The organism is Pseudomonas sp. NCIMB 10586, assembly GCF_023127895.1.
Lineage (GTDB): Bacteria > Pseudomonadota > Gammaproteobacteria > Pseudomonadales > Pseudomonadaceae > Aquipseudomonas > Aquipseudomonas synxantha_A.
Window position 1 is genome coordinate 226,726 of record NZ_SPKQ01000037.1, and the last position, 11,848, is coordinate 238,573.

Genomic DNA, 11,848 nt, shown 5'->3' on the forward strand with positions numbered 1-11,848 from the left:
CATGTATGCACATGTCTAACCCCGACACGCCGTCAGTCTTATCCCCTTCGATGTTTCTGTTTGGCGCCCGCGCCCCTATAATGGCTGCCTTTTTCGCCCAATGATTTTGCGGAGCTGGTGATGGCCGAACGTAAGGCGTCTGTTGAGCGCGACACTCTGGAAACCCAGATCAAAGCCTCGATCAACCTGGATGGCACCGGAAAGGCCCGATTTGATATCGGTGTCCCTTTTCTTGAGCACATGCTGGACCAGATCGCCCGTCATGGACTGATCGACCTGGATATCGTCGGCAAGGGCGACCTGCACATCGACGACCACCACATGGTGGAAGACGTGGGCATAACCCTCGGCCAGGCATTTGCCAAGGCCATCGGCGACAAGAAAGGCATCCGTCGCTACGGTCATGCCTATGTTCCGCTGGATGAAGCGCTGTCGCGTGTGGTGATCGACTTCTCCGGCCGCCCAGGCCTGCAGATGCACGTGCCCTACACCCGCGCCAACGTGGGCCGTGGCTTTGATGTGGACCTGTTCCAGGAATTCTTCCAGGGCTTCGTCAACCACGCACTGGTCAGCCTGCATATCGACAACCTGCGCGGCACCAACACCCACCACCAGATCGAAACCGTGTTCAAGGCTTTCGGCCGCGCGTTGCGCATGGCTGTGGAAGTCGATGAGCGCATGGGCGGGCAAATGCCGTCGACCAAGGGCGTCCTGTAATGCAGACGGTCGCGGTTATCGACTACGGCATGGGCAACCTGCACTCGGTGGCCAAGGCCCTCGAGCACGTAGGCGCCGGCAAGGTGCTGATCACCAGCGATGCCAACGTGATTCGCGAAGCCGACCGTGTGGTGTTCCCCGGTGTTGGCGCGATTCGCGATTGCATGGCCGAAATCCGCCGCCTGGGCTTTGACAGCCTGGTGCGCGAGGTCAGCCAGGATCGTCCATTCCTCGGTATCTGCGTCGGCATGCAAGCCTTGCTCGACAGCAGTGAGGAGAACGGCGGCGTCGATTGCATCGGTATGTTTCCCGGCCAGGTGAAGTTCTTCGGCAAAGACTTGCATGAAGACGGTGAGCATTTGAAGGTCCCGCACATGGGCTGGAACGAGGTGCGCCGTACCGTCGACCACCCGCTGTGGCACGAAATCCCGGACATGGCGCGTTTCTACTTCGTGCACAGCTACTACATCGCTGCCGGTAACCCGCGCCAGGTGGTGGGTGGCGGGCACTATGGTGTCGACTTCGCCGCAGCGCTGGCCGAAGGTTCACGTTTTGCCGTGCAATTCCACCCGGAAAAGAGCCATACCCATGGCCTGCAATTGCTGCAGAACTTCGCCGCGTGGGATGGTCGCTGGTAAATGGCCAGGAAACCGAAGCCGCCGATCTTGAACCTCACGCCCGAGCAAGAGCGTGAGGCAACCGACAAGATCAAGCGTTTCATGGAAGACCGCTTCGAGCTCAAGCTGGGCTCGTTCGAGGTCGCCGAGATTCTTGAGCTGTTCACCACCGAAGTGGCACCGCACTATTACAACAGGGCGATTTTCGACACGCAGACGCTCCTTAAGGAAAGGTTCGAAAGCATCGAAAGCGACTTGTGGTCGCTTGAGAAACCCTGATTTCCCAAGCATTGCTGAATATCGAATAAGGTTTGCCAGATGCTGATTATCCCCGCTATCGATCTCAAGGACGGCGCTTGTGTACGCCTGCGCCAGGGCCGCATGGAAGATTCCACGGTGTTCTCCGACGACCCGGTGAGCATGGCCGCCAAATGGGTGGAAGGTGGCTGCCGTCGTTTGCATCTGGTGGACTTGAACGGTGCCTTCGAAGGCCAGCCGGTCAATGGTGAGGTGGTCACCGCGATTGCCAAGCGCTACCCGAACCTGCCGATCCAGATCGGCGGCGGCATTCGCTCCCTGGAAACCATCGAGCATTACGTCAAAGCTGGCGTGAGCTACGTGATCATCGGCACCAAGGCCGTGAAAGACCCGGCCTTCGTCGCCGAAGCCTGCCGTGCGTTTCCTGGCAAGGTCATCGTTGGCCTGGATGCCAAAGACGGCTTCGTGGCTACCGACGGCTGGGCTGAGATCAGCACCGTGCAGGTGATCGACCTGGCCAGGCAGTTCGAAGCCGACGGCGTGTCCGCCATTGTTTATACCGATATCGCCAAAGACGGCATGATGCAGGGCTGCAATGTGCCGTTCACCGCAGCCTTGGCAGCGGCCACGAAGATTCCGGTGATCGCTTCCGGCGGCATTCACAACCTGGGCGATATCAAGTCGCTGCTGGACGCCAAGGCGCCTGGCATCATTGGCGCCATCACTGGCCGTGCGATTTACGAAGGCACCCTGGACGTTGCGCAAGCCCAGGCTTACTGCGACGCCTACAACGGCTGAGGACTGACCATGGCGCTGGCCAAACGCATCATCCCTTGCCTGGACGTCGACAACGGTCGGGTGGTCAAGGGCGTCAAGTTCGAGAACATCCGCGATGCCGGCGACCCGGTGGAAATCGCCCGTCGCTACGATGAGCAAGGTGCCGACGAGATTACCTTTCTCGACATTACCGCCAGCGTCGATGGCCGCGACACCACATTGCATACCGTCGAGCGCATGGCCAGCCAGGTGTTCATCCCGTTGACCGTGGGCGGTGGCGTGCGCACTGTGCAAGACATCCGCAACCTGCTCAATGCCGGCGCGGACAAGGTCTCGATCAACACCGCCGCGGTATTCAACCCCGAGTTCGTCGGTGAAGCCGCGCAACACTTTGGCTCGCAGTGCATCGTGGTCGCAATCGACGCCAAGAAGGTCTCCGGCCCGGGCGAAACCCCGCGCTGGGAGATCTTCACCCACGGCGGGCGCAAACCTACCGGGCTGGACGCGGTGGAGTGGGCGATGAAGATGGAAGGCCTGGGCGCCGGTGAAATCCTGCTGACCAGCATGGACCAGGACGGCATGAAAAACGGCTTCGACCTGGGCGTGACCCGCGCTATCAGCGATGCACTGGGTATCCCGGTGATCGCCTCCGGTGGCGTCGGTAACCTGCAGCATTTGGCCGACGGTGTTATCGAAGGCCATGCCAGCGCAGTGCTGGCGGCGAGTATTTTCCACTTTGGTGAATACACCGTACCTGAGGCCAAGGCCTACATGGCAGCGCGCGGTATCGTCGTTCGCTAAACGCTGCTGGACACCATGGCAGGCTCGCGGCACTCTCTGCGCTTGCCATGGATTCCGGTAGCCTTCATGTTCAAACACCTGCTGCTCGCCCTCGCCAGTACCTCCATGCTCATGGCCGGTACGGCCCAAGCCGAAGAGCCGTCTGACGCCTCCCTGGTGCTGCTGACGGAAAATTTCCCGCCCTACAACATGGCGAAAAACGGCAAGAACTTCGCCAAGGACGAGAACATCGAAGGCATCGCCGTGGACATTGTGCGCGAAACCTTCCAGCGCGCCGGCATTTCCTACAACCTTACGTTGCGTTTTCCTTGGGAGCGAATCTACAAACTCGCCCTGGAAAAGCCTGGTTACGGTGTATTTGTGATGGCGCGGCTGCCGGACCGTGAAGCCTTGTTCAAATGGGTCGGCCCCATCGGGCCGGACGATTGGGTATTACTGGCCAAGGCCGACAGCACAATCCAGCTCAACGATCTTGAGCACGCCCGCCGCTACAAGATCGGTGCTTACAAGGGCGATGCGATTGCGGAAACCTTGGGGAAACAGGGGCTTAACCCGGTTGTCGCTCTGCGCGATCAGGACAATGCGCAAAAGCTCATGGACGGCCAGATCGACCTGTGGGCCACCGGCGATCCCGCCGGGCGTTACCTGGCGCGCCAGGTTGGTGTGAGCGGGCTCAAGACGGTGTTGCGGTTCAACAGTGCGCAGCTTTATTTGGCGTTGAACAGGGAAGTGCCTGATGAGGTGGTCGCCAAGCTCCAGACGGCGCTGGATGAGTTGCGCAAGAGCGGTCGTGTAGACGAAATCATGGCGCGTTACCTCTGAAGTTGGCAGTTGCGCAGAATAAACGCGGTCAAAATGTGGGAGGGGGCTTGCCCCGATAGCAGTAGATCAGCCAATACATTTTCAGCTGACACACCGCCATCGGGGGCAAGCCCCCTCCCACATTGGATCTTCGCTGCCTTCATTTAGCGGTAAATGCCGTTTTTGCCGTGGGCACTCATGGCCCGATTACTGCGCACGCTGATCATCAGCTTGATATCGATCCAGTCGATACCCTGGGCCTTGAGCTTGGGCAGCTCGCGCTCCAGCACCGCCAGGGTCTGCGGGTAAGGGTGCCCGATCATCACCGCCGAACCCTGCTTATGCGCCAGCTTGATTGCGGTTTGCAGTTGGGTGGTAATTGCTGCCTCGGTGCGTTCGTCATCGAGGAACACATCCCGCGAAACATGCGCCAAGCCGATTTTCTGCGCCTCGGCGGCGGCGACGGTCTGCGCGCTGGTGCGGCTGTCCACGAAGAACTTGTGGCGCCGTTGTAGCTCGGCCATCAACCACGCCATGGCCTGCGGTTGCGCGGTCATGCGGCTGCCCATGTGGTTGTTGATGCCGGCGGTATAGGGCACAGCCTGGAACGCGGCGTCCAGGCGCTTGCCGAGTTCCTCCACCGGTAACTCGGGGTGCCAGGCGAAGGGGCCGGTGGCCGGGTCCATGGGCATGTGCAGGATCACGATCTTGCCGGCCTTGTGCGCCTCGCGGGCGAATTCGGCGGCATGGGGCGTGTCGGGCATGATCGCGGTGGTCACCGGGCCGGGCAGCGCAAGTACACGGCGATCGCGCGGCAGGTTTTGCCCCAGGTCGTCGATGATGAGAGTCAGGTAGGCTTTGTGGGGTTCGCCGGCAGGGGCCGCGTGAGCGACCCCTGCCAGGCTGCACAGCACAGCGATGATCAGGGCAAAACGCATGATCAACGGCTGCGAGTGATGCTCAGGCCCTTGAGCAGGCTCAGTGCCTGGGCCAGTTGGTAGTCATCGTCCTGCGGCATCGGCTTGGCCTTGGCGCCACTGCCGGTAGGCTGGTCGGCGCCGCCGTTGCCATTGCCCAGGTGACCCTGCAGGTCGGCCTCCTTGTAGTACTCGCCGTCGATCTCGTTGGTGATCTTGGCCCTGCGCACTTCGATGTCCGGCACGATGCCTTGGGCCTGGATCGAGCGGCCGTTCGGTGTGTAATACAGCGCTGTGGTGATTTTCAATGCGCGTTCGTTGTTCAACGGCAACACCGTCTGCACCGAACCTTTGCCAAAACTGGTGGTGCCCATCAGCACGCCGCGCTTGAGGTCTTGCAGCGCGCCGGCGACGATTTCCGACGCCGAGGCACTGCCGCCGTTGATCAGCACCGCCAGTGGCACGTTTTCGCTCAGGTCGTTGCCGGTGGCCGAGAAGCGCAGTTCGGAATTGGCGATACGGCCTTTGGTATAAACGATCAGGCCCTTGGTGACAAAGTGGTCGACCACCTCAACTGCCGACTGCAACACGCCGCCGGGGTTGTTGCGCAGGTCGAGCACGATGCCGTTGAGTTTCTTGCCATTGTCTTTGCGCAGCTTGGCCAGGGCCTTGGCCACTTCGTCGCCGGTCTTGACCTGGAACTGGGTGATACGGATGTAGCCGTAACCCGACTCCAGCAACTGGCTCTTCACGCTCTTGACCGTGATGGTCGCGCGGGCCAGGGTCACGTCAAACGGGTTGCCGCCGTCGCGCACCAGGGTCAGGGTGATTTTCTGGCCGAGCTTGCCGCGCATCTTGTCGACGGCCTCGGTCATGCTCTGGCCACGGGTCGGCTGGCCGTTGATCTTCACGATCAGATCGCCGGCCTGAATACCGGCCTTGGACGCAGGGGTATCGTCGATGGGCGAGACCACTTTGATCTGGCCGTCTTCGGAGCCCACTTCGATGCCCAGGCCGCCGAACTCACCGCTGGTGCTTTCCTGCAGCTCGGCGAAATCTTCCGGGCCCAGGTAGGCGGAGTGCGGGTCGAGGTTGCTGAGCATGCCCTTGATGGCATTTTCCAGCAGGGCCTTGTCGTCTACGGGTTCGACATACGCTGCCTTGATCCGGTCCATGACCTCGGCAAAGGTGCGCAGCTCATCCAGCGGCAACGGCGCCTTGGTGGTCGCGGCCATTGCAGCGGGTGCAGCCTGGTCGGCAAAAGCCAGAGGCGCGCCGATCACCAGGGCGATCGTCAGGGCCAGCGAAGTGAGGCGGGACAAATGCAGCATGTCGAACGAACTCCTAATGTAGATGCGGCCCTATCCTTGGGAACGGCACCATTGTGCGGGATCGCTCGGGCGACCCTGCTGACGAATAGCGAAGTACAGCGCCGGTGTGTCCTGGCCGCCACTGTTACCGACAGTGGAGATGGATTCACCGGCTTTTACAACATCACCTGCCGACTTGAGTAATGTCTGATTGTGGCCGTAAAGGCTCAAATAGCCATTTCCATGGTCGAGAATCACCAGTAAACCGGCGCCCCGCAGCCAATCGGCAAACACCACGCGCCCACCGTGAACGGCATGGACCTGGCTGCCGGCTGAGGCGCTGATCATCACCCCATCCCACTTGGCGCGGGTGTCATCGCCACGGGTTTCCCCAAAGCGTGCCAATAGTCGACCATCAACCGGCCATGGAAGTTTGCCCCGTGCCGAAGCAAAAGGGCCGCCGAACGACTCGCCGCTGCTGGAAACCAGCGGGCCGGGGCTGGCGCGCGCGGGTTTGCGCGGTGCCGGCGCGTCGCTGGTGGCAGCCAGTTCGGCCTCACGCTGGCGCTTTTTTTCCGCTTCCTGCTGGGCGATCAGCGCTTTTTGCCGCGCTTCTTCGGCCTCGCGTGCCTGGCGGGCCAGGGTTTCTTCGATGGTCTTGAGCACTTTGGCCAGGTCGGCCTGATCCTGCTCGCGGGCCTGGAGCTTGGCGTCGCGGGCTTTTACATCGCTGTTGAGCTTGGCCAGGGCCTGCTGGCGCTCCTTGCGCACCTTGTCCAACTGGTCGCGCTGAACGTCGAGGGCGCTTTTCTGGTCGAGCAGTTGCGATTGCTGGTCGGCAATTTCCTGCTCGACATTGGCCAATTGGCGCAGGGTTTCATTGAAACCCTTCAATTGCGCCAGGCGCGCCTAGCTCAGGTAATCGTAATAGGTGAGGGTGCGGGCGAATTTTTCCGGGTTCTGCTGGTTGAGCAGCAGCTTGAGGTATTCCTGGCGACCGCTCTGGTAGGCGGCACGGGCCTGGATCGCGATCAGGCGTTGCTGTTCAACGCGTGCGCTCTGGAGTTTTTTTTTCTCAGCGTCGAGTCGCTCCAGTTCCGACTCGCTCTTCTTTAGTTCTTTTTGCAGCTCCTGGACCTGCTTCTCAAGCTTGCCCATTTCGGTTTCGGTGCCGCGCAGGTCTTTTTGCACCCCGGATTTTTCTTCCTGGAGCTTGCCGAGCAGCTTTTTCAGCTCGGTAATGTCCTGACGCGTAGCGTCCAACTGTTGTTGGGTTTGTGCGCGCTCATCGGCAAACGCCGGTTGAAGCAGGCAGACAAGAGCAAGGGTTATCAAGGCGCGAAGCATAGAGGCGGGCGACACCAGGGGAAAAGGACGGCCTAGTATGCCCGCCAAGCGCTGCAAAAAAAACGCCCAATTGGGGAGTTACGGCAAGATAGGTGCCGAGTGGCGGGGGTATGGCAAAAAGACATCTATCAAACACCACAAAACCAATGTGGGAGGGGCGGTGCGACGATTCGACTTGCTCCCGATTGCGGTGGGTCAGCTACCTATGAGCTGACTGATAAACCGCTATCGGGAGCAAGCCCCCTCCCACATTTAGATCAGACCAGGATCGAGGTCCCAGTCATCTCTTCAGGCTTCTCCAGCCCCATCAGCATCAGCATGGTCGGCGCCACATCCGCCAGCACGCCACCTTCACGCACTTTCAGGTCACGTTTGCCGACATAGATGAACGGCACCGGCTCGGTGGTGTGGGCGGTGTGTGCCTGGCCGGTGGACTCGTCGGACATCTGCTCGCAGTTGCCATGGTCTGCGGTGATCAGCGCTTCGCCGCCGACTTTTTCCAGGGCGTCGACAATGCGGCCAACGCACAGGTCCAGGCATTCAACGGCCTTGACCGCCGCTTCCAGGTTACCGCTATGGCCGACCATGTCGCCGTTGGCGTAGTTGACGACGATCACGTCGTAACGCTGGTTGTCGATGGCATCGACGATCTTGTCGGTCACTTCCGGCGCACTCATTTCCGGCTGCAGGTCGTAGGTGGCGACTTTTGGCGATGGGATCAGGATGCGCTCTTCGCCCGGGAACGGTTCTTCACGGCCACCGGAGAAGAAGAACGTCACGTGGGCGTACTTCTCGGTCTCGGCGATGCGCAGCTGGGTCTTGCCGTTTTTCGCCAGGTAATCACCCAGCACGTTTTCCAGGCTGCCCGGGGCGAACGCCGACGGGGCCGGGATGTTGGCGGCGTACTGGGTGAGCATGACGAACTCGACTTTCGGCTGGCGTGCGCGCTCGAAGTCCTTGAAACCTTCATCGACGAACACATGGCTCAGCTCGCGGGCACGGTCGGCACGGAAGTTCATGAATACTACGGCGTCGCCGTCTTCGACCTTCACCGGCTCGCCGATGGTGGTGGCCTTGACGAACTCATCGCTCTCGCCACGGGCGTAGGCCGCTTCCAGGCCTTCCTGGGCCGTGGCGGCATTGAATTCGGCCTGGCCGTCGACGATCAGGTTGTAGGCCTGGGACACGCGGTCCCAGCGGTTGTCGCGGTCCATGGCGAAGTAACGGCCCACCAGGCTGGCGATGCGGCCCTTGCCGAGGGCGGCGAAGGTGGTGTCGAGCAGTTCGATGGACGATTGCGCGCTTTTCGGCGGGGTGTCGCGACCGTCGAGGAAGGCGTGCAGGTAGATCTTGTCGGCGCCGCGCTTGAAGGCCAGTTCGGCCATTGCCACCAGATGATCCTGATGGCTGTGTACGCCGCCGTCCGACAGCAGGCCCATGAAATGCACGGCCTTGCCGGCGGCCACGGCTTTATCGACCGCGGCGCAGATGGTCGGGTTCTCGAAGAACTCGCCATCGCGGATCGCTTTGGTGACGCGGGTGAAGTCCTGGTATACCACTCGTCCGGCGCCGAGGTTCATGTGGCCGACTTCCGAGTTGCCCATCTGGCCGTCCGGCAGGCCCACGTCCATGCCGGAACCGGAGATCAATCCGTTGGGGACGGTAGCGCTCAGGCGGTCCAGCACGGGCTTGTTGGCCGAGTACACGGCGTTGTCGTGGTGGCTTTCACTGTGTCCGAAGCCATCGAGAATTATCAGGACCAAAGGTTTAGGCGTGGTAGTCATAGATCCTCTCGCGGCGGTAATAAAGGAAGACAATGGAAAAGGGAGTGGCAGTTTAAAGCGAAGTTCCGAGCGCGTCACCGCTTTACGGGGGTTGGCCCTCCTTGGCGGCTGTGTATACTTACCGCCATTTTAACGCCCTGGAACCTCCTTGATGGTTGATCACCTGATTGCATTTGCCACTGCCCACTACCTGCTCGTGGGTGCCTTCGTCATCCTGCTGGCGTTGCTGATCGCACATGAACTGAGCCGCGGTGGTCGCAGCCTGAGCACGTCGGAGCTGACCGCGCTGGTCAACAAGGATGAGGCCGTTGTCGTCGATATTCGCCCGGCCAAGGATTATGCCGCCGGCCATATCGTTGGTGCCCTTAACATCCCGCAGGATAAGCTGATTGCACGCTTGGCCGAGCTGGAAAAATACAAGGCCAAGACCATCATTCTGGTCGACGCCCAAGGCCAGCACTCCGGCACCCACGCCCGCGAGATGCTCAAGACCGGCTTCACCGCCGCCAAGCTGTCGGGTGGTATCAGCAGCTGGCGTGGCGATAACCTGCCGTTGGTGAAGTGACATGAATAAGGTTGTCGTGTATTCCAGCGATTGGTGCCCTTACTGCATGCGGGCCAAGGCCCTGCTTGAGAAAAAGGGTGTTGCCTTCGAAGAGATCAAGGTCGATGGCAAGCCCCAGGTGCGTGCCGAAATGGCCCAGAAGGCCGGCCGCACGTCGGTCCCGCAGATCTGGATCGGCGCCAAGCACATCGGTGGTTGCGATGACCTGTTCGCCCTGGAGCGCGCCGGTAAACTTGATGCGCTGCTGTCCGTCTGACTGCTAACCCCTTAAGAACCCCAAGATAAAGAAGGATCTGCGATGACTGATCAACAGAACACCGAAGCAGCGCAAGACCAAGGCCCACAATTTTCGCTGCAGCGCATCTACGTGCGCGACCTGTCGTTCGAGGCGCCGAAAAGCCCGGCGATCTTCCGTCAGGAATGGACCCCAAGCGTTGCCTTGGACTTGAACACCCGTCAGAAAGCCCTGGAAGGCGACTTCCACGAAGTGGTGCTGACTCTGTCGGTCACCGTCAAGAACGGCGAAGAAGTGGCCTTCATCGCTGAAGTGCAACAGGCCGGTATCTTCCTGATCCAGGGCCTGGACGAAGCGTCCATGAGCCACACCCTGGGCGCGTTCTGCCCGAACATCCTGTTCCCGTACGCCCGTGAGACCCTGGACAGCCTGGTCACCCGTGGCTCGTTCCCGGCACTGATGCTGGCTCCGGTGAACTTCGATGCCCTGTACGCCCAAGAGCTGCAGCGCATGCAACAGGAAGGCGCGCCGACGGTTCAGTAATCTCGAACCCGACGCAGCACTCAATGTGGGAGGGGGCTTGCTCCCGATAGCGGTGGAACAGTCACTTAGATGTCGACTGACACTCCGCCATCGGGAGCAAGCCCCCTCCCACATTTGTTATGCGGTGTTATTTAAAGCCAAGCTGGCGCCAGCCTTCATAGACGGCGACGGCTACGGTGTTGGACAGGTTCAGGCTGCGGCAGCCCTCACGCATCGGCAAACGCAGGCGATGGCCATCGGGCAGGGCGTCGAGCACCTCGGCCGGCAGGCCACGGCTTTCCGGGCCGAACAGGAAGGCATCGCCCTCGGCAAAGCTGGCATCGTGAAATGGTCGCGAACCCTTGGTGGTGAATGCGAACAGGCGCGGATGGCCCAGGCTTTCCAGGCAACTGGCCAGGTCTGCATGGCGCTTGAGGGTGGCGTACTCGTAGTAGTCCAGCCCAGCGCGGCGCAGGCGCTTGTCGTCCATGTCGAAGCCCAGCGGCTCGATCAAATGCAGGTGGCAGCCACTGTTGGCGCACAGCCTGATAACGTTGCCGGTATTCGGCGGAATTTCTGGTTGAAAAAGGATGACGTGAAACATGCACGGCTCCGAAGGCAAAGATGCGCTGCATTCTACCCCTGAAGAAGACCCGAGGCCGAAGCTATTGCCGAGGGTTTTGGGCTCGTTGGCGATTGTCGGCTTGATGGTGGGTTTGATGATCGGTCGCCTGACCACGCCAGACCCAGTCCAGTTACTGGAGGTGGTGCCTGCTGTCGACGGTGTAGCGGTGTGGTTCAACCGTGAGCCCAAGCTGCACGGTGAGCATATCGACGGCACCGTGGCGCTGCTGTTTGACGCCCAGGGCAAGGCGGCCAGCGGGCAACTGAAGGTCAATGACAAGGACGTGAACTGGCGTGTGCGCAAGACCGATGGTGGTTTGCTGCTGAACCTGGTGGCGGCGCGACCGTTGCGTGGGGAGTGGAAAGGCGAGCAGGTCGATGACCGCTGGCGGCTGGAGGTCCATCTCCAGGAGCAATAAAAGAGGGAGTTCCCGGCCTGCCTGTACCAGGGCTCCCAAAACGGGGTGAAGCCTAAGGCTTCGGTGTTAAAGAGGGGATTCTCGGCCTGCCTGTACCAAGGTCCCCGAAACTGGGTTGTACGAGGGTTATTGCAGGGCGCGTGCCAGAGTTTGC

The 11,848-nt window shown here is 60.8% G+C and carries 14 protein-coding genes and 1 pseudogene; 10 read left to right on the plus strand and 5 right to left on the minus strand.

Features of this window, described 5'->3' with window-relative positions; all coding sequences use genetic code 11:
* Positions 1-120 precede the first annotated feature (120 nt).
* The 6 genes from hisB (at position 121) to E4P01_RS14295 (ending at position 3,992) form a co-directional block, all read left to right on the plus strand.
* Positions 121-717 (plus strand): imidazoleglycerol-phosphate dehydratase HisB, encoded by a 597-nt coding sequence (hisB, locus tag E4P01_RS14270; RefSeq protein ID WP_003187781.1) that lies wholly within the window; start codon positions 121-123, stop codon positions 715-717.
* Positions 717-1,355, plus strand: coding sequence for an imidazole glycerol phosphate synthase subunit HisH (hisH, locus tag E4P01_RS14275; protein ID WP_005783914.1), 639 nt, complete (start codon positions 717-719; stop codon positions 1,353-1,355). Before hisB ends, hisH begins: the two co-directional genes overlap by 1 nt.
* Entirely contained in the window at positions 1,356-1,613 is a 258-nt protein-coding gene (locus E4P01_RS14280; RefSeq protein WP_032878360.1) for a DUF2164 domain-containing protein, read from the plus strand.
* Between the two features lie 39 nt (positions 1,614-1,652).
* Positions 1,653-2,390: a 1-(5-phosphoribosyl)-5-[(5-phosphoribosylamino)methylideneamino]imidazole-4-carboxamide isomerase gene (gene hisA, locus E4P01_RS14285; RefSeq protein WP_003171106.1), complete on the plus strand. Its 738-nt coding sequence runs from the start codon at positions 1,653-1,655 to the stop codon at positions 2,388-2,390.
* Between the two features lie 9 nt (positions 2,391-2,399).
* Entirely contained in the window at positions 2,400-3,170 is a 771-nt protein-coding gene (gene hisF, locus E4P01_RS14290) for an imidazole glycerol phosphate synthase subunit HisF (protein WP_003171107.1), read from the plus strand.
* 66 nt (positions 3,171-3,236) lie between these two features.
* Positions 3,237-3,992: an ABC transporter substrate-binding protein gene (locus tag E4P01_RS14295; protein WP_248130076.1), complete on the plus strand. Its 756-nt coding sequence runs from the start codon at positions 3,237-3,239 to the stop codon at positions 3,990-3,992.
* Positions 3,993-4,135: 143 nt separating this feature from the next.
* Here E4P01_RS14295 and E4P01_RS14300 read toward each other — a convergent pair whose 3' ends face one another.
* The 4 genes and pseudogenes from E4P01_RS14300 to gpmI all read right to left on the minus strand — a co-directional run bounded on the left by E4P01_RS14300 (position 4,136) and on the right by gpmI (position 9,329).
* Positions 4,136-4,909 carry a divergent polysaccharide deacetylase family protein gene (locus E4P01_RS14300; protein ID WP_216090616.1) on the minus strand — a complete coding sequence of 258 codons (774 nt, stop codon included), beginning with the start codon at positions 4,907-4,909 and terminating at the stop codon, positions 4,136-4,138.
* Positions 4,910-4,911: 2 nt separating this feature from the next.
* Positions 4,912-6,219, minus strand: coding sequence for a S41 family peptidase (locus tag E4P01_RS14305; RefSeq protein WP_005783925.1), 1,308 nt, complete (start codon positions 6,217-6,219; stop codon positions 4,912-4,914).
* Between the two features lie 30 nt (positions 6,220-6,249).
* Positions 6,250-7,545 (minus strand): annotated as a pseudogene (locus tag E4P01_RS14310) (murein hydrolase activator EnvC).
* Positions 7,546-7,802: 257 nt separating this feature from the next.
* Entirely contained in the window at positions 7,803-9,329 is a 1,527-nt protein-coding gene (gene gpmI / locus E4P01_RS14315; RefSeq protein ID WP_078820066.1) for a 2,3-bisphosphoglycerate-independent phosphoglycerate mutase, read from the minus strand.
* Between the two features lie 151 nt (positions 9,330-9,480).
* Here gpmI and E4P01_RS14320 point away from each other — a divergent pair, with 151 nt between their 5' ends.
* Genes E4P01_RS14320 through secB form a run of 3 tightly spaced genes read left to right on the plus strand, consistent with a single transcriptional unit; the run spans position 9,481 to position 10,672 of the window.
* Entirely contained in the window at positions 9,481-9,894 is a 414-nt protein-coding gene (locus tag E4P01_RS14320; protein ID WP_003187796.1) for a rhodanese-like domain-containing protein, read from the plus strand.
* Between the two features lies 1 nt (position 9,895).
* A complete protein-coding gene (grxC, locus tag E4P01_RS14325; RefSeq protein ID WP_078820067.1) occupies positions 9,896-10,150 on the plus strand; it encodes a glutaredoxin 3 in 255 nt (84 codons plus the stop codon).
* 42 nt (positions 10,151-10,192) lie between these two features.
* Positions 10,193-10,672, plus strand: coding sequence for a protein-export chaperone SecB (secB, locus tag E4P01_RS14330; protein ID WP_005783933.1), 480 nt, complete (start codon positions 10,193-10,195; stop codon positions 10,670-10,672).
* 127 nt (positions 10,673-10,799) lie between these two features.
* Here the strand turns inward: secB and E4P01_RS14335 are convergent, their stop codons facing one another.
* Positions 10,800-11,255, minus strand: coding sequence for a tRNA (cytidine(34)-2'-O)-methyltransferase (locus tag E4P01_RS14335; RefSeq protein WP_248130077.1), 456 nt, complete (start codon positions 11,253-11,255; stop codon positions 10,800-10,802).
* Between E4P01_RS14335 and E4P01_RS14340 the strand changes: the two genes are divergently transcribed.
* Positions 11,254-11,694, plus strand: a complete 441-nt coding sequence (locus tag E4P01_RS14340) for a hypothetical protein (protein WP_078820069.1) — start codon at positions 11,254-11,256, stop codon at positions 11,692-11,694. The two genes, E4P01_RS14335 and E4P01_RS14340, sit on opposite strands and share 2 nt — an antisense overlap.
* Positions 11,695-11,848: the final 154 nt, after the last annotated feature.